The 25,359-nt window shown below is 62.2% G+C and carries 28 protein-coding genes; 7 read left to right on the forward strand and 21 right to left on the reverse strand.

Annotation, left to right across the window (positions count from 1 at the left end; all coding sequences use genetic code 11):
- Positions 1–43 precede the first annotated feature (43 nt).
- Complete coding sequence (locus tag ACIOTL_RS00175) at positions 44–421, reverse strand: hypothetical protein (RefSeq protein ID WP_400341188.1); 378 nt, start codon at positions 419–421, stop codon at positions 44–46.
- A gap of 155 nt (positions 422–576) precedes the next feature.
- Here ACIOTL_RS00175 and ACIOTL_RS00180 point away from each other — a divergent pair, with 155 nt between their 5' ends.
- Positions 577–1,062, forward strand: coding sequence for a DUF6328 family protein (locus ACIOTL_RS00180; RefSeq protein ID WP_105656337.1), 486 nt, complete (start codon positions 577–579; stop codon positions 1,060–1,062).
- Between the two features lie 12 nt (positions 1,063–1,074).
- Here ACIOTL_RS00180 and ACIOTL_RS00185 read toward each other — a convergent pair whose 3' ends face one another.
- From ACIOTL_RS00185 to ACIOTL_RS00220, 8 genes are all read right to left on the reverse strand, one after another.
- Positions 1,075–1,875: an oxygenase MpaB family protein gene (locus ACIOTL_RS00185; protein WP_400341190.1), complete on the reverse strand. Its 801-nt coding sequence runs from the start codon at positions 1,873–1,875 to the stop codon at positions 1,075–1,077.
- A 63-nt stretch (positions 1,876–1,938) separates the two neighbouring features.
- A complete protein-coding gene (locus ACIOTL_RS00190) occupies positions 1,939–2,130 on the reverse strand; it encodes a hypothetical protein (protein WP_332487581.1) in 192 nt (63 codons plus the stop codon).
- A gap of 65 nt (positions 2,131–2,195) precedes the next feature.
- Entirely contained in the window at positions 2,196–2,579 is a 384-nt protein-coding gene (gene rbsD, locus ACIOTL_RS00195; protein ID WP_332487579.1) for a D-ribose pyranase, read from the reverse strand.
- A gap of 34 nt (positions 2,580–2,613) precedes the next feature.
- Complete coding sequence (locus ACIOTL_RS00200) at positions 2,614–3,537, reverse strand: ribokinase (protein ID WP_388023064.1); 924 nt, start codon at positions 3,535–3,537, stop codon at positions 2,614–2,616.
- A gap of 74 nt (positions 3,538–3,611) precedes the next feature.
- Entirely contained in the window at positions 3,612–4,547 is a 936-nt protein-coding gene (locus ACIOTL_RS00205) for a substrate-binding domain-containing protein (protein WP_105656332.1), read from the reverse strand.
- A gap of 49 nt (positions 4,548–4,596) precedes the next feature.
- Positions 4,597–5,565 (reverse strand): ABC transporter permease, encoded by a 969-nt coding sequence (locus tag ACIOTL_RS00210; protein ID WP_400341192.1) that lies wholly within the window; start codon positions 5,563–5,565, stop codon positions 4,597–4,599.
- Positions 5,565–7,079 (reverse strand): sugar ABC transporter ATP-binding protein, encoded by a 1,515-nt coding sequence (locus tag ACIOTL_RS00215; RefSeq protein WP_400341193.1) that lies wholly within the window; start codon positions 7,077–7,079, stop codon positions 5,565–5,567. The genes ACIOTL_RS00210 and ACIOTL_RS00215 overlap by 1 nt, the downstream gene beginning before the upstream one ends.
- A gap of 21 nt (positions 7,080–7,100) precedes the next feature.
- A complete protein-coding gene (locus tag ACIOTL_RS00220; protein ID WP_105656329.1) occupies positions 7,101–8,135 on the reverse strand; it encodes a LacI family DNA-binding transcriptional regulator in 1,035 nt (344 codons plus the stop codon).
- Positions 8,136–8,374: 239 nt separating this feature from the next.
- Here ACIOTL_RS00220 and ACIOTL_RS00225 point away from each other — a divergent pair, with 239 nt between their 5' ends.
- Entirely contained in the window at positions 8,375–9,052 is a 678-nt protein-coding gene (locus ACIOTL_RS00225) for a metal-dependent transcriptional regulator (protein WP_105662148.1), read from the forward strand.
- Between the two features lie 291 nt (positions 9,053–9,343).
- Positions 9,344–10,216, forward strand: a complete 873-nt coding sequence (locus ACIOTL_RS00230) for an HNH endonuclease family protein (RefSeq protein ID WP_400341195.1) — start codon at positions 9,344–9,346, stop codon at positions 10,214–10,216.
- Between the two features lie 289 nt (positions 10,217–10,505).
- Here ACIOTL_RS00230 and ACIOTL_RS00235 read toward each other — a convergent pair whose 3' ends face one another.
- The 6 genes from ACIOTL_RS00235 to ACIOTL_RS00260 all read right to left on the reverse strand — a co-directional run bounded on the left by ACIOTL_RS00235 (position 10,506) and on the right by ACIOTL_RS00260 (position 17,004).
- Positions 10,506–11,381, reverse strand: coding sequence for a metal ABC transporter permease (locus ACIOTL_RS00235; RefSeq protein ID WP_105661959.1), 876 nt, complete (start codon positions 11,379–11,381; stop codon positions 10,506–10,508).
- Positions 11,378–12,133 (reverse strand): metal ABC transporter ATP-binding protein, encoded by a 756-nt coding sequence (locus tag ACIOTL_RS00240; protein WP_400341197.1) that lies wholly within the window; start codon positions 12,131–12,133, stop codon positions 11,378–11,380. The genes ACIOTL_RS00235 and ACIOTL_RS00240 overlap by 4 nt, the downstream gene beginning before the upstream one ends.
- Positions 12,130–13,086 (reverse strand): metal ABC transporter substrate-binding protein, encoded by a 957-nt coding sequence (locus ACIOTL_RS00245; RefSeq protein ID WP_400341199.1) that lies wholly within the window; start codon positions 13,084–13,086, stop codon positions 12,130–12,132. Before ACIOTL_RS00245 ends, ACIOTL_RS00240 begins: the two co-directional genes overlap by 4 nt.
- Positions 13,087–13,199: 113 nt before the next feature.
- Positions 13,200–14,165, reverse strand: a complete 966-nt coding sequence (gene hutG, locus ACIOTL_RS00250) for a formimidoylglutamase (protein ID WP_105661961.1) — start codon at positions 14,163–14,165, stop codon at positions 13,200–13,202.
- A gap of 78 nt (positions 14,166–14,243) precedes the next feature.
- Positions 14,244–16,205 (reverse strand): SH3 domain-containing protein, encoded by a 1,962-nt coding sequence (locus ACIOTL_RS00255; RefSeq protein WP_400341202.1) that lies wholly within the window; start codon positions 16,203–16,205, stop codon positions 14,244–14,246.
- A 145-nt stretch (positions 16,206–16,350) separates the two neighbouring features.
- Complete coding sequence (locus ACIOTL_RS00260; protein ID WP_105656322.1) at positions 16,351–17,004, reverse strand: peptidyl-tRNA hydrolase; 654 nt, start codon at positions 17,002–17,004, stop codon at positions 16,351–16,353.
- 147 nt (positions 17,005–17,151) lie between these two features.
- Between ACIOTL_RS00260 and ACIOTL_RS00265 the strand changes: the two genes are divergently transcribed.
- The gene (locus ACIOTL_RS00265; RefSeq protein WP_400341204.1) at positions 17,152–17,421 is read left to right on the forward strand and encodes a hypothetical protein; all 270 of its coding nucleotides are present in this window, start codon (positions 17,152–17,154) and stop codon (positions 17,419–17,421) included.
- 124 nt (positions 17,422–17,545) lie between these two features.
- On the opposite strand, the gene ACIOTL_RS00270 is transcribed toward ACIOTL_RS00265, so the two are convergent.
- Positions 17,546–18,355, reverse strand: a complete 810-nt coding sequence (locus tag ACIOTL_RS00270; protein ID WP_400341206.1) for a hypothetical protein — start codon at positions 18,353–18,355, stop codon at positions 17,546–17,548.
- 504 nt (positions 18,356–18,859) lie between these two features.
- Here ACIOTL_RS00270 and ACIOTL_RS00275 point away from each other — a divergent pair.
- A complete protein-coding gene (locus ACIOTL_RS00275; RefSeq protein ID WP_400341208.1) occupies positions 18,860–19,651 on the forward strand; it encodes a MerR family transcriptional regulator in 792 nt (263 codons plus the stop codon).
- A 47-nt stretch (positions 19,652–19,698) separates the two neighbouring features.
- Here ACIOTL_RS00275 and ACIOTL_RS00280 read toward each other — a convergent pair whose 3' ends face one another.
- A complete protein-coding gene (locus ACIOTL_RS00280) occupies positions 19,699–19,905 on the reverse strand; it encodes a helix-turn-helix domain-containing protein (protein WP_105656318.1) in 207 nt (68 codons plus the stop codon).
- A gap of 227 nt (positions 19,906–20,132) precedes the next feature.
- Here ACIOTL_RS00280 and ACIOTL_RS00285 point away from each other — a divergent pair, with 227 nt between their 5' ends.
- Positions 20,133–20,615 (forward strand): Lrp/AsnC family transcriptional regulator, encoded by a 483-nt coding sequence (locus ACIOTL_RS00285; RefSeq protein WP_105656317.1) that lies wholly within the window; start codon positions 20,133–20,135, stop codon positions 20,613–20,615.
- Between the two features lie 74 nt (positions 20,616–20,689).
- Here ACIOTL_RS00285 and ACIOTL_RS00290 read toward each other — a convergent pair whose 3' ends face one another.
- Positions 20,690–21,883 (reverse strand): MFS transporter, encoded by a 1,194-nt coding sequence (locus tag ACIOTL_RS00290; RefSeq protein WP_400341209.1) that lies wholly within the window; start codon positions 21,881–21,883, stop codon positions 20,690–20,692.
- A gap of 14 nt (positions 21,884–21,897) precedes the next feature.
- On the reverse strand, positions 21,898–22,302 hold the full coding sequence (locus ACIOTL_RS00295; RefSeq protein WP_400341211.1) for a low molecular weight phosphatase family protein: 405 nt from the start codon (positions 22,300–22,302) through the stop codon (positions 21,898–21,900).
- Between the two features lie 167 nt (positions 22,303–22,469).
- Here ACIOTL_RS00295 and ACIOTL_RS00300 point away from each other — a divergent pair, with 167 nt between their 5' ends.
- Positions 22,470–22,718, forward strand: a complete 249-nt coding sequence (locus ACIOTL_RS00300; protein WP_146112217.1) for a hypothetical protein — start codon at positions 22,470–22,472, stop codon at positions 22,716–22,718.
- 91 nt (positions 22,719–22,809) lie between these two features.
- Here the strand turns inward: ACIOTL_RS00300 and ACIOTL_RS00305 are convergent, their stop codons facing one another.
- Both ACIOTL_RS00305 and ACIOTL_RS00310 read right to left on the reverse strand, forming a co-directional pair.
- Complete coding sequence (locus tag ACIOTL_RS00305; protein WP_105656313.1) at positions 22,810–24,333, reverse strand: APC family permease; 1,524 nt, start codon at positions 24,331–24,333, stop codon at positions 22,810–22,812.
- Positions 24,334–24,484: 151 nt separating this feature from the next.
- On the reverse strand, positions 24,485–25,357 hold the full coding sequence (locus tag ACIOTL_RS00310; RefSeq protein ID WP_388023159.1) for a universal stress protein: 873 nt from the start codon (positions 25,355–25,357) through the stop codon (positions 24,485–24,487).
- Positions 25,358–25,359 lie beyond the last annotated feature (2 nt).

A 25,359-nucleotide genomic window follows, 5' to 3' on the forward strand; every position in this document is an offset into this window, starting at 1 on the left:
CTATGCGCCTGCACGGGGCGAACTCAATTCGCACCTCGCGCGCTCACCCTTCGGATTGGCAGGCCGCGTCGGGGCAGCCTTGCCAGGTCTTCGAGAAGTATCCGACGATATCGGTACTGTGTTCCCACGGGTAGATTTCATCGACCTTCCCGTGGATACGCATCGCCGCCTGCTCCACGGCCAGGTGGAAGAACCGGCAGACCTGTGAGTAGTGCCAGAGATCTGCAATCAGCTCGGCCAGCTGTCCATGGGCCAGCGGCCGGCCGGGTCCAAGTCCGGCTGCCGCCATAGCCTGGAGCACGATATCCTCCGTGAGTTCATGGCCTTTGCCGCAATCGCACCAGGCCAGGCCCTGGCTGGGCATCGACCACACATCAATGCTGCTCCCGGCGGCGCCATCAGGTTCCATCTGCTCCTCCATCGTCGAATTCTGCTGGGCTCCCGAATGTACCGGCCGCGACCTACAGTTTGGCCCGGCGGGCCGGCAGGCTCTTGCCTGCACCGGCATTGCTTGGCATAGTCGTTTGAGCCGGCGGGGTTCAACCAGCTGGCGGATTGAGGCCGAGGAGAACAGTGATGATCAAGCGTTCCCACCCCGATACCAGCGATGGCGCACCACACCGGCAGTGGAACGAGCTGCTGCAGGAAATGCGGGTGATGCAAACTGGTGTGCAGATCCTGGCTGCTTTCCTGGTGGTCCTGCCCTTCCAGGCGAGGTTCGAGATGCTCAGCCGAACCGACGAGGTGGTCTACATCATCTTGCTGGTGGCGGCCACAGTGCTGATTCTGCTGCTGATCACCCCCGTGGCCGTGCACCGGTATCTCTTCGGGCAGCGGCTCAAGGAGCAGACGGTCAGCTTGGGGCACGCCATCGTGAAGATCGTGGGCATCGGCGTGGGCCTGCTGGTCTCGGGTTGCGTCTGGTTTGTGCTGCAGGTGCTCTTCGGCTGGCAAATCGGGGCCTGGATCGGAGGGCCGCTGATCCTGGTGGCCTTGTTCCTGCTGGTGGCGCTGCCGCGAATCCTGATCCGGGTTGGACCAGAGAACGGCTCGGGGCACTAGGCTTCGGGCCGGCTAGGCCAACTTGTCGACGCGGCGCAATATCAGCCGCATCGGCGCATGCCTGAGGGCTCGCGGCAGCAGCCGCGTGGCGGCCCTGGCGACGGCGATGACGCGGGCGTTGCGGCTCGCGGCTTTCCCGGTAAGGCGATAACCGAAGCCCTCGCGCACCGGGGCCGGAAGCTGGGCGATGGTCACGTCGCGCATCAGCGGCATGCCGATCCGGACCCACCATGGGGCATTGCGTGCTTCGAAAAGTTCGCGGGCCAGCGCCCTGGTCCGGTCGGTGACTTCCAGCTCCGCTTGATTCTGCGCAAAGTACTGCTCGAAGCCGCCGAGGTCCTGCGGCCAGTAGTCGACCGGCATCTGCAAGGCCTCACCGAGCCGCGCGTACTGCAGGTAGAGCTCTTCCTGGTCGGCCTTGTTTTCATCCAGGATCTGGCCGGCAATTACGCGGGCCGAATCATAGAGCGTGGCCGCCACCCACAACTGCAGCCTGGGATCCAGCGCAGAATACGCGGGCCTGCCCTCGTCACGCGTTGCGCGAATGGGCTGGTGCGCCGCGTCCACATGGGCGATGATCTTGCGCTGCTGTTCTGCTGTGCCATTGCTCAATGCATAGATATAGCCGAGGGTATGAATCAGCCGGCTGAGCGGGTTGGCGGCGAAATCAGAGTGCTCGGCAATGGCCCGGCCAATCTGCGGGTGGGCCAGTTGAAGCAAGATGGCGCGGCCCGCGCCGAGCAGGAGCCCGGCTTCCGGCGCGATGCGGGAGAAGGGCTCGCTGTTCTCTGCGGCCAGGTTCCTTTGCGTCATGACCCCCATTCTAGGCAGTCGGCTAGCCCAAGGTCATTGGCGCCGATGGCTGCAGGAAGTTTCTCAGGATTCTTGCGTCGCAGCCTTCTTCAGCAGGACAACGACGGAAGCTGCGGCCATGAACACGGTTCCCGCGATCACCGCAATGCTCTGGGGCGCTTGGCCCGGGTCGCTGGACAACGCCGGCACGGTGAGAATCAGGACGGCCGCCCCCAGCACCATGAGGGCAAAAGCTGCATAGAACATCTTCTTCATTGCCGGTCTCCTTGCGTCTCTCCTCGGGTAGCGCGCTGCCGCGAAACAGCTGCGGCATCCGTTCCCTAGAATGCTACCCCGCAGTGCAGGATCGCGTTGGCGTAGGGGGTAGCTTCCCCCGTGCGCACGATGACCTTGGCCTGGGGCAGTTGGGCTTTCAGCTCTTCGTGGGAGATGAAGTCCGGGTCCAAGCCCTTGGCCAGGCACAGTTCCTGGACCGGGCCGTTCTCGGCTTCGGCCGCCAGGGTGCTGTTCTCGATCACCAGGTTCCGGGCCAGGACCTCGAGCACCTGATCGAAGCTGGGCAGCCCCTGCACCAAGGCCAGATCGATGACCAGTGGGCCTTCGGGCAGCGGCAGGCCGCAGTCCGCTATCACCACGGTGTCGGTATGCCCGCACTTGGCCAGGGCGGCCAGCAGCGGGGCGTTGAGAATTTCGGATTTCAGCACAGCGGCTTCCTCAGGTCTTGCTCGAAAAGGGGTCTCAGAGGTTCTGCAGGGAACGCGGGTAGGAAGCCTGGGCGCCGTGCGCCTGCACCGTCAGCGCGGCGAACTTGCCGGCGAATTCTGCGGCCTGCGCCAGGTCATCGCCCTTGGCCAGGCGGGCAGCCACCGCACCGGTGAATGCGTCGCCGGCACCGGTGGTGTCCACGGCCTTGACCTTCACGGCGGGCAGCGCGCGAACCTGGACCCCGCCGTTCTCCCCTGGGAAACGGTCGGCAACCAGGCAGCCATTGGCGCCGAGGGTGATGACCACGCTGGCGATGCCCTGGTCGACCAGCATCCCGGCCAGGCGCTCGTACTTGCCGTCGAACTGGCGAGCCGGGTGCGGGTTCAGCTGCTGGAGCACGGCTTCGGCCTCATGCTCGTTGACCACCAGCGGGTTGGCCTTGAGCAGGTACTCGCGGTCCAGTTCGATCACCGGCGCCAGGTTGAGCACGATGCGCTGTGTGGCAGCATCCATGGCGGCCTTGATGCCCGAGGCAGGAATCTCGCCCTGCAGCACCAGGATGCCCTCGATGCCCCCGGCGCCCTGCACAGCCTCGCCGGAGACGGTCGAGTTGGCCCCGGAGACCACGGCAATGGAGTTCTCTGCGCCACGGTCCACCTGGATGATGGCTACGCCGGTCGGCTCGCTGGCGCGGGCCACGCGATCGAGCTTCACGCCGGCTTCCTCGAGCTGGCCCAGCGCGATTTCGGCGTGCGAGTCGTTGCCGACGGCGCCGATGAATTCCGTGGCGGCACCGGCCAGCGCGGCGGCCAGCGCCTGGTTGGCGCCCTTGCCGCCGGGCGAGAGCTGGTAGGAATCTGCCAGCACGGTTTCGCCCGGGCCGGGAAGGCGGGCCATCAGCGCAGTGATGTCCACGTTGCTAGAGCCCACAATGGTGACCTGGATGTCCTGCTGCATGCTATGTCCTCTGGTTCTCTCCACCCGGCGGCCGATGGGCGCCGGTGCACTGCTTGATTGCCGCTAAGGGCAGATTACTCGCCTGCGTAGTCGGCGACGTTCTTCTCATCCACCGTGTCAACGGCGACCTGCACGTTGGCTTCGACTTCTTCGCCCTTGATGGCCTTGGCCAGGATCTGCACCGACTGCTTGCCCAGCTCGGCCGGGTTCTGGGCGATGGTGGCAACCAGGGTGCCATCCTGGACTGCCTTGAAGCCGTCGTCGGTGCCGTCGAAGCCGACTACCAACACGTCCTTGCCGGCCTTGTCGCCCAGTGCCTGGATGGCGCCCAGGGCCATTTCGTCGTTCATCGCCAGCACGCCAGCGGCATCCGGGTTGGCCTGCATCAGGTTGGTGACCACGTCCAGTGCTTCGGCTCGGTCGAAGTTGGCGGTCTGCGAGGAGACGACCTCGATGTCCTTGAACTCGGCCAGGCCCTTATCGAAGCCTTCGCCGCGCTCGTTGGTTGCCGAGGCGCCTGGAACACCTTCCAGCACGATGATCTTGCCCTTGCCGCCCAGCGCCTCGCCCAGCGCCTTGGCAGCCTGCTCGCCGCCGGCAACGTTATCCGAAGCCACGAAGGAAGCGATCTTGGTCTCGCCCACCGCACGGTCAACCGCAACGATCGGCAGGCCGGCCTCGGCCACCGGGTTCAGGCCGGCTTCAGCAGTTTCGGTATCCACGGCGTTGATGATCAGGCCGGCCGAGCCGTTGGTTGCCGCGGTGGCCAGCTGGTTGGCCTGGGTTGCGGAGTCGTTCTGCGCGTCGACGACGGACAGGTCGATGCCCTGCGCTTCGGCCTCGGCCTGGGCGCCGTCACGCAGGTCGACGAAGAAGGGGTTGTTCAGGGTGGACACTGCCAAGGTGGCCGAGCCGGCCTCTGCTTCGGTGCCGCGGTTGCAGGCGGCCAGGCCGGCCACCAGGGCCAGTCCGACGCTGACGGCTGCGGTCTTGCGGATGATGTTCTTCATGGGGTTCTCCTTTGAACTTTTCTTGAATTGCTGGGTACGGAGGGAAAATCTAGTGCTTGACGTTCTTGCGGCGCAGCACGTCGAAGCCCACGGCGATCGCAATCACGGCGCCGATGACTACCTGCTGCCAGAAGGCGGAAACCGAAAGCAGGTTCAGCCCGTTGCGGATCACGGCCAGCACCAGGGCGCCGATCAGGGTGCCGGAGATGCGTCCCACGCCGCCGGAGAGCGATGCGCCGCCGATGACCACGGCCGCGATGGCATCCAGCTCGTAGCCCGAAGCCAGGGTCGGCTGGGCCGAGTCCAGGCGCCCGGCCAGGATCATGCCGGACAGGGCCGCGAAGACGCCGGAGATGATGAAGACGGTGACCAGCACGCGCTTGACCGGGATGCCCGACAGGCGCGCGGCTTCGGTGTTGCCGCCCACGGCGAAGGCGTTCTTGCCGATGACGGTGCGGTTGAGCACGAAGGCGGCAAGCAGGCCGGAGACGACCAGGATCAGGATCGGCACCGGGATCGGGCCCATGTCATCGCCCAGCCAGGACACCGAGGAGCTGGTGGAGATCGGCCGGCCATCGGAGATCACCAGGGTCAGCCCGCGCACCACGGTGAGCATCGCCAGCGAGGCGATGAAGGTGGGCAGCTTGCCGTAGGCGCTCATCGCACCGGTGACCCAGCCGCACAGTGCACCGACGGCCAGGCCGATCGGGATGGACAGGCCATCGGGCAGGCCGGCGGTGGTGATGGCATAGGAGGAGCCCATGGCCGAGAGCGCCGCGACCGAGCCGACCGAGAGGTCGATGCCGGCGGCGACGATCACGAAGGTCATGCCGAAGGCCATCACCGCGATGGTGGAGACCTGGATGCCGATGTTCATCAGGTTCGGTCCGGTCAGGAAGCGCGGGGTGGCGATGAACAGGGCCAGGCAAAGAATGACCAGGCCAACCAGGGCTCCGTTGTTGGCAAGGAATGCCTTGAAATCAAAGCCCTTCTTCGGGGCAGTAGCTACGCTGCTCATTACTTGGTTCCCATTTCTTCTTCGCGGTGCACATTGCTGACGGCCAGGGACATGATGGCGTCCTGGGTGGCTTGTTCGGTGGCCAGTTCCCCGGCGATGCGTCCCTGGCTCATGACCAGGACGCGGTCGGACATGCCCAGCACTTCGGGCAGTTCGCTGGAGGCCATCAACACGCAGCCTCCGGAGGCGGTGATCTCATTGATCAGTTCGTAGATTTCGACCTTCGCTCCCACGTCCACGCCGCGGGTCGGCTCATCGAGCAGCAGCACCTTGGCCCCGGCGGTGAACCAGCGGCCGAACACGGCCTTCTGCTGGTTTCCGCCCGAGAGCGAGCGGATGGGCGCATCGATGCTGCCCATGCGGATGCGCAGGCGTTCGGCGACCTGCTGCGCGCGGTCCTTCTGGCCCTTGCGGTCCACCAGTCCGTTCTTGGCGGTGGCGGCCATGGTGGCGTAGCCGATGTTCTCGGCCACCGAGGCATCCAGCACCAGGCCCTGGGTCTTGCGGTCCTCGGGAACGTGCCCGATCCCAGCGCGGGTAGCTGCAGCGACGTCGAAGCTGGCCAGCTTCTTGCCGTTGACCGCCACGACGCCGCTGGCGTACTTGTCGGCTCCGGCGATGGCGCGGATCAGCTCGGTGCGCCCGGCACCCATCAGGCCGGCCAGGGCAACCACTTCGCCGGGGCGGACTTCCAGCGAGATGTCCTTGAGCATGCCCTCGCACAGGTTCTGCACGCTCAGCAACGGCTTCTGGCCTGGCTCGGTGGCTACGCGCGGGAACTGGGCGTCGATATCGCGGCCGACCATGAGCCGGACCAGCTCGTTCTCCTCGGTGTCCGCCGGCACGGTGGCAATGAATTTGCCATCGCGCAGCACGTTCACGAAGTCGCCGATTTCGGCAATCTCATCGAGGTGGTGGCTGATGAACACCATGCCCACCCCTTGTTGCTTCAAGGTGGCGACCACCGAGAACAGGTGCGCGATTTCGGCCTTGGTCAATGCCGCGGTGGGCTCATCGAGGATCAGCACGCGGGCGTCCAGGCTCAGCGCCTTGGCGATCTCCACCAATTGCTGCTGGGCCAGGCCCAGCTGGCCCACCGGCGTATCGACATCCAGCGCCAGTCCGAGCTTGTCCATCGCTTCGCGGGCGATCTGGCGCATGGCGCGGCGGTTGATGATGCCGAATTTGCGCGGCACGCGGCCCAGGGTGATGTTCTCGGCAATGGTCATCGATGGCACCAGGTTCAGTTCCTGGTGGATAGTGGCGATGCCCAATGCCTCGGAAGCCTTGGTGTTGGGAATCTTCACGGCCTTGCCGTCCACCATGATCCGGCCGGCGTCCGGCTCGTGCACGCCGGCGATCATCTTGATCAGCGTCGACTTGCCTGCGCCGTTCTCGCCGAGCAGCACCGAGACCTTGCCGGCATGCACCTCGACGGTGACCTCGTCGATCACCTGTACCGGGCCGAAGGACTTGCAGACCTTGTCCAGGACCAGCAGAGCGTCATTACTCATTTTCGTTCCTTCCATCCTCGCCTATGCGCCGGTGGCGGGTTGCGTTGGGGCCAGCGACTCACGCGCGGTGAATCGGCTGATGAATTCTTGGGGCTCGGGGCTCTTGCCCGCCATGACGTCCTGGAGCGCGGTGACCGCGGCGCGGCCCATGCTGGTCAGGTCGTGGCTGATCGTGGCGATCGGCGGATCGTGCATGAGCATTGCGTCCACCTCGTCGAAAGTGATCACCGAGAGCTGCTTCCCGATCCGGATGCCGGCTTCGCGCCACACGGTCAGTGCGCCGATGGCCATTGGCGCATCGGCGATGACCACCGCGGTGGGCTGCAGTTCATGGCCCAGCAGCCAGCGGGCGCCTTCGGCACCCGAGGCGGCGCGGAAGTCGCCGGCAAAGTGCAGGGCAGGATCGGTATCCAGGCCGTTGGCTGCCATCGCCGAGTCGAAGGCGCTGTGGCGTTCGCGGGCGGTGGAAGCGTGGTCCGGGCCGCCCAAGAAAGCGATCTTGGCGTGGCCCAAGGCCTTCAGCCGCGCGATGGCTTCTTCCAGGGCGCCGGTGCTGGAGGCGGTGATGGATGGGATGCGAAGCTCGGGCAGGGTGCGGTCGACGAAAACCAGCGGCGTGCCCGAGGCAATGATGCGCTGCATCATCTGGCTTGGCCGGTCGGCGTCTTCATCAAGGCCCTGGGGAACGAGAATCAATCCGTCAACGCGGCGCGAAAGCATCGCGGCGAGGAACTGGTCCTGCTGTTCGGTGTCCTCGTTGGCATTGCCGATGAAGGTCATCATTCCCGCGGCGTGGGCCTGCTGCTCGACGGCATGCGCGAGATCGGAGAAGTAGGGGTTGCGCACATCGGATATCAGCAGCGCGATGGTGTCGGTTTTGGTGGAGCGCAGGGAGCGGGCCTGGGCATTGGGCACGAAACCCAAATCCTTGGCGACAGCTTCCACTTTTTCGCGGGAAGCGGCCGAAGTGGCGGGGTGGCCGGATAGAACGCGCGAGGCAGTCGCGGAAGATACTCCGGCTGCAAGTGCCACATCCTTGATGGTGACAGCGTTCATGTCGATAAGCCCCTTTGCTTACGTGTAATCGATTCCATGGAATCGATTACACAGTTTTCCGCACAAAGAAATTTAAGTCAATACGCTGCCCCTGGGCCTCGGATAATCCTTATCCGTGGAGCAGAATTTTTAGGCTCGTGACTAGCCGCTTTCAGTTGTCAGCGGTCTCCAGCCCGAATTGCCCAATAATCAAAGTCACCTCGCGACCAGCTGGCCCGATGGTCGCTAAGATGGTGCTTGTGTCGGTCAACCAGCTTTCAGATAGCGCCCAGAACTATCTCAAGATCATCTTCGGTCTCAACGAGTGGTCGAGCGATCCGGTAACCGCCAGCATCATCGCCAGCAAATCAGGCATGAAGCTCTCCACGGTTTCCGGCGCCCTGGGCAAATTGCGCCAGCAGGGCCTGCTCGACCATGCGCCCTATGGCGCCGTAACGCTGACCGAACTGGGACGCGAGTATGCGGTGACCATGGTGCGCCGCCATCGCCTGATCGAAACTTTCCTGGTGCAGATGCTGGGCTACCGCTGGGACCAGGTGCATGACGAGGCCGAGAGCCTGGAGCATGCGGTATCCGATTTCATGATCGAGCGCATCGACAGCTTGCTGGAGCACCCCACCCGCGACCCGCATGGCGACCCCATCCCGACGGCCGAAGGCCGCATTTCCATCCCGCAGGCGTTCAACCTGAGCGAAGCCAGCGATGACGCCCAGGTGGTTGTCGAACGCATCGCCGATGACGATTCGCAGCTGCTGCAGTATTTCTCCGATCATCGGATCGTTGTCGGCGCGCAACTGCGCATTACCGCTGGCGAGCAATTCTCCGAGACAGTGAATGTCCAGGTCTGCTCAACTGGCGAAACCCTGCGCTTGGGTTCGCGTGCAGCCGCGGCCGCATGGGTCTCCCTTCTCCCCTGAATAGCCTTTCCAGGTCCTGGTCAACGGCAAGCGGAAGGCCCGTGGCATCGACGCGTCCCTGCACCCAGGGTGCTGATTGTCCGGCCAATAGTCTAAAGTGATGATCAACCAGGGATACTGCAATGTACAAGTTTTACATGGGGGTACATTGCAGCATTCTTGGCGAACTCCTGCGCTCACACCCTCTTGAAAGACATCACCTTGCCAAGAAAACTCATTGCTGCGCTCTGCGCTGCAGTTTTAGTGCTCGCTGGATGCAGCGCACCGGCAGAACCTTCGGCACTTACCGGGATGGATCCCGCACCGGTTGAAGACCTGCTGGCAACAGATCGGCCATTGCTGGTTGAACGGGCTGCCACCAGCAGCAAGAAGGTCCTTCCCGGGGCGAAGCTCAAGGGCCCCAAGGCCACCGCAATGCTCAAGACCCTGCCGGTAAAGGGCAAGGCGGCCGCCACTGGGTACAACCGGAACAAGAAGTTCGGCAATGGGTGGAAGGACTTCGACAAGGACAAATGCGATGAACGCCAAGACACCTTGTCCCGGGACATGTCCAAGGTGAAGTTCAAGGACCGCAAGAAGTGCACCCTAGCTTCGGGCACGTTGCATGACAGCTACACCGGCAAGAGGATCAACTGGAAGGTCAAGTCAGGCAGCGTCGACATTGACCACGTGGTTTCCCTGAAGAACGCGTGGATCTCCGGCGGCCAGAAGCTTTCCCAGGCCCAGCGCCAGGCTCTGGCTAACGACCCGCTGAATTTGATGGCCGCTGATGCCTCTGCCAATCGCCAAAAGGGCGATAAGAACACAGCTGAATGGCTCCCCAAGAACAAGTCCTTCCGATGCCAGTACGTAGCCACCCAGATCAGCGTCAAGAAGAAGTACGCGCTGTCGGTCACCAAAGCCGAAAAGCAGGCCATGGCCAAAGTGCTCAAGAGCTGCCGCAACCAGAAGACCGCGAAAGTCACCACGATCAAGCCTGCCGGTTCCAAGCCCAAGGCATCACCGAAGAAGGACGTGCACAAGGCTCCTTCCGTGGTCAAGGGCACCGTGCATCCGGGCGCTTACTGCAAGCAGGCAGACAAGGGAAAGCGCGGCAAGTCCAAGGCCGGCAAGCTCTACACCTGCAAGACCGACGCCAAGGGCAAACTGCGCTGGCGCGCCTAATGCCGCTTGCAGGTCCCGATCGAGCCAACTGATTCAGCTGCCCATCCGGGCGCAGCGCAGGGCAGCGCCCTTCCAGTTAGCAGGGTGGTCGGGTGGAGGTTCAAGCCATGCGCCGGATCGCCCGGATCCGGATCCAGCCATGAATCGAGAGGACCTGCCGCAGCGTTGCCGGCCATGGGAAGTACGCTGATTCGCTGATGCGTGCATCCATTGCCCATCAGCTGTCGCCGGCGAGCGCACGTCTCACACGCCATTTTCCTTTCAGCTGCGGGAAACTTGCCACCGCCTTCTACGTGTTCGCCGCAAGCGCCTTGCGCCGCCCCTTGCTGGCCAGCCGGGTGGCAATGAGTCCTTGCTTCGGACTGAACAGATAGGCAATTCCAAAAATCGCCGCCTGGGCCAGAACCACCATTCCGCCGGTTGATGCATCGAGGTAATAGCTCATGTAGACACCCAGGATTCCTGCACAGGCTGCGAGGATCGGTGCGATCAGGAGCATCTTCCCGAATCGATCGGTCAACAGGTAGGCCGTGGCGCCGGGGATGATCAGCATGGCAACTACCAGGATGACGCCCACCGCCTGCAAAGCCACAACAGAGGTCATGGCCAATAGCCCCAGGAGCACCGCGCCGATGATCCGCGGGCTCATCCCCAAGGCATGTGCGTGCGTTTGGTCAAAGGCATAGAGGGTGAAGTCCTTGCGCTTGAGAATCAGGATGGCGAAGGTGATCGCGCCAAGCACCAGGACCTGCCACAGGTCATTGGCCGAGACGCCCAGCAAATTGCCGAAGATGATGTGGTTTAGATCCACATGGCTCGGCGTGACCGAGACCAGCACCAGCCCGATGGAGAAGAGCGTGGTGAAGACGATGCCAATGGCAGCATCTTCCTTGAGCTTGGTGGTGTCGCGGACTCCCCCGATCAGGGCCACCGCGAGGAATCCGAAGACCAGGGCACCCAGGGCAAAGGGAGCACCCACGATGTAGGCCAGCACGACTCCGGGCAAGACCGCATGCGAGACTGCATCGCCCATCAGCGACCAGCCAATGAGGACCAGCCAGCAGGACAGGACCGCGCACAGTACGGCGGCGATGATCGTAACCAGCAGGGCGCGCACCATGAAGGTGTAGCCCAGCGGCTCAGCTAGCAATTCAATGAGGTTCATTCCCCGCCTCGCTTCATGGGATCCAGCCCGAAGGCCAGGGCCAGGTTTTCTGCCTGCAGCACGAGATCCGGATGGCCATGCATCAGCACCTTGCGCATCAGGAGCACCGCTTCATCGGCAAGTTCCGGAAGCGCGTGCAGGTCGTGGGTGGAAATCAGCACGCTGCCGCCTTCATAAGCAACTTCGCGCAACAGCTTGGTGATCGTTGCTTCGCTGCGTTTATCCACGCCTGCGAAAGGCTCATCGAGCAGCATGATATTGGCGCCCTGGGCAATGCATCGGGCGACGAAGGCACGCTTTTTCTGGCCTCCGGAGAGCTGGCCGATTTGCCGGTTGGCAAAACTGGCCAGCTCCACCCGTTCGAGGGCTTCATCCACGGCGGCGTGGTCCCTCTTCCTGGCTCTCCTGGTCCATCCCATTTGCCCGTAGCGCCCGGTCATCACCACTTCACGCACCGAGATCGGGAAGTTCCAATCCACGGCTTCGCTTTGCGGCACGTAGGCAAGCTGCCCGCTTTTCCGAGCTTGCAGCGGGTCGGTGCCGTTGATGCGCACGCTGCCGGTGTCGGGCTTGATCTGCCCCATGATGGTTTTGAACAGCGTGGATTTGCCCGAGCCGTTCATCCCGACCAGGCCGCAGACCCGACCGCGGCCCAACTGCAAGGAGGCATGGTCCAGGGCCAGCACGGGGCCGTAGTGGACGGTCGCGGCCGAGACATCAATTGCGAGGGCATCGCTGGGCTTCGCGTTCATGGTGTTCCGCCTTTCAAGGCACGGGCGATGGTTCTGGTGTCATGCGAGATCAGGTCCAGGTAGCTGGGTACCGGACCGCCAGGCTCGGAGAGCGAGTCCACATAGAGCGTTCCGCCATAGGAGGCATCGGTGGATTCGACGACTCGTTGCATGGCCGCATCGGAGACCGTGGATTCGCAGAAGACCGCAGGAACATCGTTTTCCCTGACATAGTCAATCGCCGCGGCGACCTTGCGCGGCGTAGCCTGCGATTCCGCGTTGACGGCCCAGAGATACTTTTCGGCCATGGCGGTATCCCGGGCCAGATAACTGAAGGCCCCTTCGCAGGTAACCAGTACCCGCTGGCGTTCGGGGATCTCTGCCAGTGCCGCTTCGAGCTCGTCGTGGACCTTTTGCAGTTCGGCTTGGTAGGCCTTGGCGTTGTCCCGGTAGTCGCGCGCATGGGCCGGGTCCAGTTCGGTAAATGCATCTGCCATGCGGTCCACGTAGATTTTCACGTTCAATGGGCTCATCCACGCATGCGGATTGGGCTTTCCCGCACCTTCTTCTTGGACGATATCGATGGCCTCGATCCCCTGGCTGACGGTGGCATGCGGAGCGTCGTTGCCTTCGACGAATTGCTGGAACCAGGCTTCGAGGTTCAGACCGTTATCGAGAATCAGGTCCGCATGCGATGCCCGGCGCAGATCATCAGGGGTAGGTTCGTAACCGTGGATCTCCGCACCAAGACGGGTAATTGATTCAACGCGCAGGTGATCGCCTGCGACATTCTGGGCGATGTCCTGCAGGACCGTGAAGGTTGTCAGCACCACCGGCCGGTGGTCTTGGCTGTCGGCGGGCACGGCACTTTGGCTACCGCCGCATCCAGCGAGCGCGAACAGGCATGCCAAGCCAGCGGCTAGCCAGCCTGCGCGTTGCCCCGCACGTGATCGGGGCTTGAGGGTTCGCACCATTGCACACCATTCCAAATCTCGCCATGACGATTAGTTCGTCCCCCTCAATCATAATGTTTGAGGGGTCGAACATTGCAAGTTCGCGTCGGCAGATTTCGGTGCGGCCTCCTGCTTCAGACCCCCAGCAGGGTATTGACCAGCCTGGCTGCGGTGCGGGCCGTTCTTCCGTCAATATCCAATGATGGATTCAATTCGACAACATCGACCAGCGCCAGCTTGTCACTGCGCGCCAGCATCGCGCAGACCCCGTGGATTACTTCCAGCGGCACCCCGAATCCGGCAGGGGCGCTAACCCCGGGGGCGACCGAGGCAGGAAGCACATCCAGGTCAATGGTCAGGTACAGCTTGTCTACGCTCTCCATGAAGTCGGCAACGAAGGCCAGGACGGAAGGCAGCTGCCCGGCAGTGCACTGCTCGTCAAGCAGGTAGCGCACTTCCAGGGCGCGGGCCTGCTCGAAGAGGACCCGGGTATTGTTCGGTTTGCTGATGCCCACCACGGCATAGTTGAAATCTTGTCCCGCCGCCTGCAGGTCCTTGGCAATATCCAGGAAAGGAGTGCCGCTGCTCCGCCGCGGAGCACTGCGCAGATCGAAATGCGCATCCAGATTCAAGATGCCCAGCCGAGTTCCAGGCTCTTGGCTGCAATGCCGGAAAAGGCCGTTGAACGAACCGTAAGCCGTTTCATGGCCGCCGCCGAGCACGACTGGAAGCATCCCTCCTCCGAGCAAAGCGCTCACCGACTGCGCCAGCCGCTCCTGCCCTGATTCAAGCTCATCGCCAGATACTGCGACATCACCAGCATCAATCAGGAGCCGTGGCTCGTGGATAGCAAGGGAACCCAAGGCGGCACGCAGCGCCTGTGGTCCTTGCGCCGCCCCGGCCCGGCCCTCGTTGCGCAGCACGCCGGCATCCGAAGCGAAACCGAGCAGCGCTGCCGGTCCCCGCCCGCTGGACTGGTCGTCAGCCTTGCGGTTGATTTGCTGATGCCATCTCAGGTGCTGCTCGCCGGCACCGTCATTGCGCCCGCTCCACGTAGCCGCTGCCCGGTCAACAGCCAATTCCGGCTTAAAATTCTCCATGGTTCCAGCTGACCAGAGACACCGCGAGTACGCTATGCCCCCTGCGCATCTTCGTCTGAAACACCAGACAGCAGCAGATTAGCGGGTTCGCAGCGCCCCGTAGTCCAGCGGACCTCCCGTGGCCGAGTTGCCGTAGACCTCCACATGGATGTGATCCATATGCATCGTGGTGTCATTCCAATTGCCGGTGAACTGGTTTCCGTACTTTCCAGATCCGGAATACGGCGTCCAGCCTGTCGTGGGAAGCCAAATCCGGTCTTGCCAGATCAGGTAATAGATACCCAGCTGGCTGCGGTTATCCAGCAGGAACTGGGCCAGCTTCTTGCCCTGGGCAACCCGCTGCCTGTTCTTGTAGTCGCGAATCATCAGGTCCACGGCCTTCCCGGAGCTGTGCCCGGCAGAGCCGCTTCGAATGGTATGAATGGCGCTGATAGTATCGCCGGTCTTCCCCTGCAACGCAGCGATGACGCGCTGCGCATCGGGTTGCAACGTTCCCGGCTCATTTTTGGAAAGGTAGTTTTCCTTGACCCAGCCGGTGGCCTGGGGAGCGGCGACTTGCGCCCATCCGGAATCGCTGCGCAGGTAGGCGACTTTCTGCCCCGCTGGCAGCACGGCTTTGCTCTGGTGGCTGATTCCCGCGCCGGCGCGGAGGTTCACGTTGGTTGTGGTCCAGCGGTATTCGGCTTTCGGTGCCGGTGCCGGTCGCGGCGCCTGCGGTTTGCTAGTAGCAAGATAGCCATTGCTGATCCATCCGGTGCCCTGCGTTGAGGCAACTCGCGTCCAGCCATTGGCCGTTCCCAGGACGCTGACCTGCTGGCCCTTGGAGATGACCGCCAGTGATTTATGGCCGGTGGAGTACCCGGAGCGCAGGTGCACATTAGCCGTCGTCCAGCGCTTGGCCTGCTTCAGCGGCGTGTAGGCCTTGGCCACCAGTACGCTTGATGGAACCCATCCCATCGTCTTGGAAGTCTTCACTCGCGCCCAGCCATTCGACGTGCCGTGCAGGGTGAGCTTGGACCCCGCTGGCACGGTCCCCAGGGACTTGGCAGAGCCCGAAGCGCCGACGCGCAGGGCGGTATTAGCCAGGATCCAGCGAGCCGATGGGTTGGCGGGCTTGTAGGCGGTGCTGGACAGGCTAGTGCTAGGCACCCAGCCGGTGCCGCGCTGGGACTTGATCTGGGACCAGGAACCTCGGGTTGCGTACAAGCCGACTTTTTCACCCGGCGCAAGGCTTCCAAGGGACGGAGATGAGCTGCGATTGGACTGGCGCAGGACGCTGCTGCTGATCAGCCAACGGTTCCCGATCGTTTTCCGGGTTGCTGCCGGTTGCGACGACAGCTGCTTGGCCGGCAGCCAGCCGCGTTTTCCGGCAGAAATGGCATAGGTCCACGAGCCTGACGTGCGCAGCCACTCGACTTTGGCTCCAGCTGGAACACCCGCAACGCGTGCCGCTTTGGCAGAGGCGGACTTGCGCAGCACTTGCGCGGTTTTCGCATACCGGTACACCGGCGCGGGCATTGCGGTAGACAGCTGGCTGGTGGGCACGAAACCGGTGATCTTGCCGATTCTGATCCGGCTCCAGGAACCGGTTGCGCCCAGGCGCTGGACCTCGGCTTTGCGCATGGCCCCGGTCAAGGCCGCGGATGCCGCCGATGCCTTCTTGCGCACCGGCTGGTAGGAAATCAGATAGCGCACGGCTGAGGTCTCGGGCTTTGCCGGCGCCAGCGCTTTCGGCGTTGCCAGGTACTTGGCCGAGACCCAGCCGGTCTTCTTCATGTAGCTCGCTTGCACCCAGCCCGATGAACCCTTGGACGCGAGGAGCTTGGCACCTTTGGGAATGACTAGCAGCGACGCGGATCGGGCCGATGGCGACTTGCGCAAATTCAGGTTGGTGGTGGTCTGCTTGGCAATTGCCGGAGGAGCGGCAGCGAGTTGCGCCAGGCCGGCTGGAGCCTGCGTTGAGGCGCTGGCGCCAGCTGCGGTCCCGAAGGACAGCATCAGGACCAGCAGCAGGCCCAGTACACGTTTAGAGAATTTCAATGTCAGTGCTTTCGAGCAAGGGCATATTGCCGTTTCCTGCGGCCCACGGAAGTGCACAGCGATCCGCTGTGGTGACAATTGCTGTTACCGCCAAGGAAATCATGACACAGGTATGGCGGTTTCACCGCGCTTGGATTCTAAGGTTCTAGCGTGCCTCGGAAATGACGAAAGCGGTGACGGATCCGGGTTCGATTTCAGTTCGCCCGGCATCCTGGATGACAGGTCCAGCGGCCTGCCGCGACAAGCGGTCGAATTCCCTGCGCGGCAGGTGCTTGATGCCCACCGGAGCATGGGCGTGGAGCCACGCTTCGACCTCTTCCGCTGGGGATTCTGTCAGCCAGGCGAACAGCGCGTGTGCTGCCTGCGCCGCGGCCTTGCCTGTGGACATGTCCAAGGATTTGTTCAGTACGATGCTGATCTGCGCATCCAGGACTTCCTCCGCTTTTGGAAGCTGCGTGCCGGAGACCTGCAACTTGGCAATCAGCTTCGGCAAGTCAGCGGCCGGCAATGGAGGCAAGCCAACGGCTCGGGCCTTGCCCACTTCACTGACCATTTGCTCAGGGAACATCTCCAGCACCTTGGCGAACATCTTGGGATTAGCCCGGCGTACCGATTTGGCGTAGGCCTGTGAAGCCCACTGCTGCCAATCCGGGTTCTGCGGATCTTGCAGATAGGCAATCACGGCTGCTCGTGCCACCGCTGACAGGCCCTCGTCCTCGCTCGACGGATCCTCCTTGTCGATTCGCAGGATGATGGGCTGGACCAGTTCTCCGGGGTCGCGATCGCGCAGTTCAGTCATAGTCTTATTCTATGGCGAGTGGTGGTCCTGAAATACTAGGAGCGGACTAGCAGTGCCCCGACTGGCGAAGCCGATTGCTCCCCGGCTTCCACCGCGTGCACAGCGCGGCATTGCGCCATGTTCCAATGCTTGGCTTACTGCTGGCCTATGGGCCCGAGCACTTGTGCTTCGGGGAACGGCAAGCTGACCAGCAAGCTGATTCCAATCACCTCCGCGAACACCACCGTTTCGCCAGTGGGCGTGCAGTTCATCGAGCCCACGGTACGTACCGATGGGCTGGGCGCCGTGCTGCTCGATGAGGCTGTCGGCAAATCGTGGTGGACCCTGCTGTTCCGGGCAACGATCCAGCGGAGATCCTGCCGGCGCGCACTCTTGCCAACTACGAGGAGCTGGGCGCGCCTGGTGCCGTTGTCCTAGAAATCCATTACGGATGGCCCGCAAGCCTTTGATGCTGTCTTGGCAGCAATGAACTTCCAGGGTGCAGTTCGCGTCGTTGCGGATATTTGGCCAGCACCGGCTAACTAGCGGCTTGGACTCTTGCCTAGCGCCGCCGCACCTTGCGAACAATCAGCAAGATGACACTGGTAAGCATGGCCGTCGCCAAGCTGACCAGCAGCGGAGTCTGCCACGGAATTTCCAGGACACTTCCGGTGAATTGTTCCCAGAAGGAGCCGACGGTCTTCCAGCCAGTGGTCTTCGATCCAATAACTCTGGCCGCGCTTTCCACGACTGCCGGCATCATCCATTGGATAGCCAATGCGAAAACCCACATCAGCAGGTTCATGATCCTCGAGAACCCGACGAATCCCAAGATGAGGCCGAGGATCAGCGGCCCGGAATACCAAAGGTAAACGTAGTACGACTGGGCGCCCGCAACGAGCGATGCGATGATCTGCAGCCAATAGCTCACGCCTACAGTGAGCGTTGCATAGAAGAGCACCGCTATGGGCAGCCGCAATTTAGTGGCCAGGAAATACCAGGCTTGGCTGACCAGCAGCAGGCCACCGAAAACCCAAAGATGGCGAATCGAAGCTGGGGAGAGTTCCCCGTCCAAGAGCCCCGGTTCGAATGCTTGGAGTCCTTGGAACCCCAGGCCCAAGAGTCCCAGGACCATGCCCACGGCAGTCACGATGGCAAAGCCGGTGCGACTATATCCAATGCGTCGGGCAAACCAGCAGCCCCAGAGGGTGATCACGGAGAAAACCACCAGTAGCCCTTGGGCGTCGTCGCTGGCATGCGGGAGAATTGAGAGGTCTTCCTGACCGATCCATAACCACGGCAACACCGCGATCGCAGTGATCAGCAATCCGGCGACCAATTGCATCCACCAGTTTTGCCAGACGCGCCTCATTGAACCCACTCTTACTCCTCGGTGTCCCTACGCGCTCATTGTTCCAGAGCCAGAGCGAAGCATCGCGAATGCCGGCAGGCGTTTCCTCCAACTCGCTCGGAGCTTGTGATTCGAATGTGAGTGATTTTGGCAGAAATGCCAGATGGCCCGTGGGCATTCCACCCAACTGGAATGCCCGCGAGCCATCTGGACTATGTCTTCTACCTTGCCTTGGCGTGGGTGGCCAGGGCTCCTTGATCCCGTAAATGCAGATGGTTTACGTCATCAGGCGGTCCTCGTTGATTTCGGCGGTAACCTGTTCAACTTCATCTACCAACAGTGAACTACACATAGATCACACTGTGCAACAAGCGTGCTAACAATTAGTCAATATGATCAATCGGACAAGGAATATCTCGTTATTATTCACCATTTTGTCGTGAGATCTGAATCACAAATTTTTGATCAGGAAATGCGGCTGGGACTATTGACCTTGACGTTGCGTCAACCATTAGCGTGGTAGCCATGAAGGATTCAACTAGCCACGAGCCGGCAGTTCACCACTCGATTGCGCATGTCTCAAAATCCGCTGGCATCAGCAGCCGTACCTTGCGGCACTACGACCAGATCGGCTTGCTGAAACCTGACTACCTGTCCGCCAACGGCTACCGGTTCTACACCGACGGGCAGCTGGTCCGGCTCCAGCAGATTCTCCTGCTCAAGCAGCTGGGCATCAAGCTGGAGACCATCGCTGAAATCCTGGACGAGCAACGCGATGAACTGGTCGCGCTGAGCACCCACAAGGAACAGCTCCATAGGCAGCGTGCGGCGCTGGACCGGCAGATCGCTGCCTTGGAGCACAGCATTTCAACACTAACGACAGGAGGAAACATGGAACCGGAAAAGAGCTTTGACGGCTTCAACGAGCAGTACAAGCAAGAGGTTGCCGAACGCTGGGGCGCCGACGCGTATGAAGCATCGAATCGCTGGTGGCGTTCCAAAACCGGGGACCAGCAAAACGCATTCATGGAAGAGGTGAAGATGCTCAATCAGGATTGGATCGTGGCGGGGAAGAATTCCGTCCCAGCGGACAGCTTCGAAGCCCAGGAATTAGCGGCTCGACATGTGCGCTGGCTCCAGAGCGCCAAGGGCACCCCGGTTGATTCCGGCGATCCGGCACAGCACAAGGCATATATCTGCAATCTCGGCGAGATGTATGTCGCTGATCCGCGGTTTGCAAAGAACTACCGCGGATACGCGGAGCTGGTTCGCGACGCATTGCGGATCTTTGCAGAACGGGCTATCGAGCTGGACTAGGCTGTGGCTGTTCCCTATGGACTCGGGAACAGCCAAGGGCACCGCATTCAGCTCTGGGATTCGTTCGCGATATCGTCGCGGGCCTGCGCATAGCGTTCTTGGATATAGTTCTCCAGTGCAACGCGTTCCACGCGCCACATGCCCCGCCCGCCAATTTGGATGGCCGGCAGCTCGCCGCTTTTCACCAAAGCGCGGACCTGGGGCAGCTTCACATTCAGTTCCTCTGCCACGTCTTCCAACCGCAAAAACCTCATATCAACAGGTTACTGTGATTAGCGCCCATTTGATCTCAGCCTGGTTATTTTGTGGATAAAAGATGGCTTCTCGCCCGAGCATTCGCCCTGTTGACCCCAGTAGCCGACTTGCACGCAATAATATCGGCCAATCCGCGCAACACATTTGGGATTCACTGGTCATATTGACTAAAATCTAGGTTGGTACTTATGCACGCGCAACACAACCTGTCTCAGGAGACCACCACATGAATTCGGATACGTATCAGCTCGATGAAACCGACCGGCGTATCCTTCTGGCACTCGATGCGGATCCGCGTGTGCCGATCATGATGCTGGCGCAGCAGCTGGGCCTGGCCCGCGGCACCGTGCAGACTCGTTTGGAACGCTTGGCCCATTCAGGTGCGTTGCGCCCGAACACCGCGCGAATCCTCCCTGCGTCCATGGGCCGTGGCGTCAGCGCTTTCGTTAGCGCTGAATTGAACCAGGCCAGCTTGAATGAGGCCATCGCCGCACTGCGCCAGATTCCCGAGGTTCTGGAATGCGTCGCGCCGGCGGGAGACACGGACCTGTTGATTCGTGTGGCCGCGACTGACCCGGATGACCTGTACCGGGTCAGTGAAGAGATCCGCCTCTGCCCGGGCATAACCCGCACTTCCACCTCGATGATCCTGCGCGATGTCATCCCATTCCGCACTACCGAGCTGCTCAAGAAGCTGAGCCAGGACTAGCTCCCAGTATGTTGGAGTCCAATGCGTAAACGCCGTTGCCGGCACCGCAAGGTGGCCGGCAGCGGCGTTTGGCATTATGGCCTGTTTGGAACTTCTTCGAGAATGGCAGCGGGCAGATACTTGGCCGAGCGGTACACCTGCATCATGGATAGCAGGCAGAGCACGGCAAGCAGGCCAATGAATAGAGCAGGATGAGCGACCGTGCGCCACAGTGCAAAGAATGTCGGGAAGCTGAACCCGATGAAACAGCACATGTAGAACCGGCCGGTCAATTTGCCGACGTCGGCGCCGCCGGCAAGATCCAATACCTGGCTTAGCCCGGCAACCAGCAAAATGCCATTGGCCGAACCGGCTATGGCGAATGCGATAATTCCCAAGAATTCTGAGCCGCTCAGCGACACTGCGATCATCATGAGCAGTGCAGCCAGCGAGGTAGCCAGTCCAGCCATGAGCAGCTTGATCTTGCCCAAGTCATTGAATCTCTTGACGAATGGCTGGATCAAGGTGCCCATGCCCATGGTGACCGCGACTGCCAAGGTGGTGTAGAACAGGCTGGATTCACCGGCGCCGTTGCTCAGCGCCGGAACCACGGCAAACCCTGTTGCCGCCATGCCAAAGACCCATGGGGCTGCGGGCAAGACGATGCGGTAGAACCGCTGGAGGTTTGCCGGAGTCGTCACGTCGGCCTCCAGATGATGCCCTGCCCGGTCAGTGACTCGGTCTTCTCGGGTGAAGAACATCAACAGCAACCAGGAAAGCGCCGCGGCGGCATGGACGATGTATGCCAGTTCCGGGCTGCCGCTGGTCCCGACAATTGCCCCTGAAATGACCGGTCCCAGCGCGAAGCCCAAGGACGTGCACAGCGCGGCACGAGTCGCGCCGGCAGCTCCCGGGCTAAGCAGCTTCACCCAGCTGGTGACGGCAACCATGGCCAGGCCCATGCCCAAGCCGGTCAGGATGCGTCCCGCATAGAGACCGGACTCGTGAACCGATCCGAAGATGAGCCCGAGGGATCCCAGAATGGAGCAGGCCAGGGCAAGCAGCGAAAATGGCTTGCGCCCGAACTTGTCCGCCAGCGGTCCGCCGAAAGCCAACGCCGGGATCATGCCCGCCAGGTAGCTGCCCATGACCAGCATGGCCTCGAACTCACTGAGCTCGCGGAATTGCTGGTACCAATTGATCAGCGATACGTATTGGTTGGCACACCAACCAGTGAGCACAAGGCATACGCCCGGAAGCCACCACGGAGTTGCCTTTCGGGTGGTCATGCGAACAGTGATTTCTACCGCTCCAACTCGTGGAACAGTTCACGGACGCGATCAGCAATTTCATCGCGGATCATGTTCATTCGTTCGGCACCGGTGATGCCGTCTTCACTGGGTTCGTAGGTGACCCAGCGTTCGGTCTTGATGGACGGATCGAATTGCGGATTCGCATCGGAGCCAAGGATTACCACGCGGTCAACTTGCTCGACGACGCGAGGGTCGATGGCCTTGGGCGTGCCCTGCAACATGTCCGCGCCGGCCTGCGAGAGCGATTCAACCGCTTCGTGGTTGATGCCTGAACCTGGGTTGGTTCCAGCCGAGTAGCTGGTAACTTTCCCTTCAGAAATGTAGTCCATCAATGCGGCCGCCATTTGCGATTTGCCTGCATTGCGGGAGCAGATGAAAAGTACCGAGTTAGCCATGAACCTATTGAACCATTTGCGCGCCGGTTAGGGGCCTTTGGACGAGAAGGTTGCGAAGCAGGAAAAGACCTGCCCTTGGCGAAAGCAAACAGCACTCCCGCTATAGCTAAAAGTGGCGGATTTGGCTACGGTTGGAAATACTCAGCCCAAGGCAATAGGAGAAAACGTTGCTTGCTCTACATAAGAAGATGATTGTATCCGGCGTCGTCATCGTGTTGGCAGGCGTTCTCATCAGCAGCATCTTGCCAGTCCTGGCGATGTGGAGCTTCGAATCCGGTTTTGGAAGCAGCCCTTTGGGCAGCGCGCCGCTGGCTTTCCTTAATTCATTGATCCAGAGCGCGCTCATCCCCTTCGGCGCCGTGCTGGCCGCCATCGGCGTGGCCAAGCACATGACCCGGGCCGACGCCGCCGACTAGCGGCAAGATAGCTCCTGCGGCGGCGGCACCGAACACGAAGGACCACCCGCGATTCGTTCGCGAGTGGTCCTTCTGGTTCGTTGCGCCGGTCCTACTTCAGCAGCTTGTAGGTCTTGATGGTTTCTCCCTTGAAGAACGCCGGGTGGCGCACCCGCATCCACAGCATGATGCCAACGCCCAGCAGCAGCACGCCGACCCCGAGGATGAACACCATGCCCACTCCCCCGATATTGGAGCCCGAACCGTAGTCCGGATTCATGGATTCGATGGCGGTGGCAAAGAACATCACCAGCAAAACGACGCCACCTGCCAACGGCGCCAAGAACTTGCAGAAGAAGTTCCTGGCATTGGCGAACAGTTCCCCGCGGAAGTACCAGACGCAGGCCAAGGCGGTCAGCCCGTAGTAGAAGCAGATCATCAGGCCCAGCGCCGTGATCGTGTCCCACAATGCGTTCTCCGAGAGCAGCCTGGTGACCACGTAGAACACGGCAGCGGCAGCAGCGGAGGCGAAAGTCGCCACCGACGGGGACATGAAGCGCGCGGAGATCTTCGCGAAGCTGGAGGGCAGCGCCTTGTAGTAGCCCATGGCCAGCAAGGTGCGTGCCGGCGAAACCATGGTGGATTGCAGCGAGGCCGCGGAGGAGGACAAGATGGCCAAGGACATCAGCATCGCCAGCGGGCCCATGACCGGACCGGAAAGCACCGCGAAAATTGATTCCTGGTTCTCCGGGTTGCCTGCGCCCAGGCCCGTGGTGCCCACCCCGGCCCAGTAGATCACCCCGAGGGATACGGCCAGGTACAACGCGATGATCACCAGCACCGTCCAGGTGGCACCGCGTCCGGGGACCTTCTTCGGATCGGTGGTTTCCTCGTTCATGGTCAGGGTGACATCCCAGCCCCAGAAAACGAAGATGGACAGCGAGATGCCCGCGGCGAAGGCCGAGAAGGTATCGATGCCGGCCGGATTGAACATCTGCCAGGTGATGGGTGTCGGATCATTGGGCTGGCTGGATGTCAGGGCCATGACCGCGAAGAGCAGCAGCACCGCCACCTGGAACCCGACCAGCACGTACTGGAAGACCTTCGTGGCGTTCATGCCCCGGTAGGAGATCCAGGCGGCCACCGCAATGAACACCAGCGTGGTGGGGATGTTGACCCACAGGTTGCCGGTCAGCTCCGCAATCCATGGCTGGCCGGTGAGCTGGGCAATCAGGATATAGAAGAAGTCCACGGCCACTGCCGCCAGGTTGGAGAGCACAATCACCGTCGCAGCGATCAGGCCCCAGCCTCCCATCCAGCCGATCATCGGGCCGAAGGCACGCGTCGCCCAGGTGAAGGAGGTGCCCGAATCGGGCATGGCGCTGTTCAGCTCGCGGTAGCCCAAGGCCACCAGCAGCATCGGCAGGAATCCGGCCAGCAGGATCGCAGGCAGGCTGGTGCCGACTTCGGCCACCGTGGCGCCGAGGCCTGCGGTGAGGGTGTAGGCCGGGGCGATGCAGGAGATGCCGATAACGACAAGCCCCAGAACGCCAACGGTGCCCTTGGACAGTCCTTTTTCGTGCAGTCCGCTCTCGGAGCGTGCAGGCGGCGATGCCTGCCTCAGGTCGTGCGACATGGTGGTTACCTTAAACAATTAGCGAGGTGTGAGTGCGTCGGCCAGAAGTACCGAGCCACCTTCCGTCAGGGGTCAGATGGGCACCGTCCGCGTGCTTCGCGACGGCAAGTGCCCGGGGAACAAGGATCGTGCAAGAATGACGCGCTGCCTTCTAGCTGGCAGCCTCGAGGGTCGGGATGACGCCCATCGGGACGTTGAGCTGGCCCAGGATCCGCTGGGCCTTGGGGCCGATGAACAATCGGCGCGGGGCGGCCAGCCGGGCCGATCCCAGCAGTGCCAGGTCCCCGTCCTGCCAGGACAGCTGGGCGGCCGCTTCGTCCAGGCCGCGCCCGGAGACCACCTCGACTACCGCCTCCAGGCCCAGGGAACCGGTCAGTTCCTGCAGGTAGCTGCGGGTTTGGGCCAGATGGTCATCCAGCTCCAGCCGGGGGTCGGCCAGATCCATATGGGAGACCAGCGTGGCCACGCGCAGCGGCAGTCCGCAGGCGGCGGCGATCCGCGCCGAGAGGCCGATGACTTCCCGTGCCCCCGGGCGGTCCCCCACGAATGCGGTCAGCCTGGTGATCTTCCCGCCGGCTGCGCGCAGCGTGGCCAAGGAGGCCGGCGAGGACATGAACACGGCCATCGGCGAGGAATGCAGCAGCGCATTGGCGATCGCCCCGGGACTGAAGAATCCGGCGCGGTGGCGCTTGCGGCCGCCCAGCACGATCCCGTGCGCCCCGAATTCCTCGCCCAGGCCGATGAGCCCCTCGGCCACCGAGGGCACGGAACGGGCTACCACCGAGGTGGCGATTCCTTCCGGCACCAGGGCCAGGGCCTGCGCCGCCCAGCGGTCCACCTGGTCGGAGAGGATGGAGGAGAACCCATGGTCCCCGCCGGGGTAGACCGCGTTGAACGGGGTGGCGGCAGGCAGCACGATGGCGACCCGCAAGGACGCGTCGCGGGTACCGGCCACCAGGGCGCTGGCCAGTTCGATGGCTTCGGCACCGCGCTGGTCCGCGGTGTAACCTACGAGCAATTTCATGG

Origin of the sequence: Glutamicibacter sp. NPDC087673, assembly GCF_044743255.1 — a bacterium.
GTDB lineage: Bacteria > Actinomycetota > Actinomycetes > Actinomycetales > Micrococcaceae > Glutamicibacter.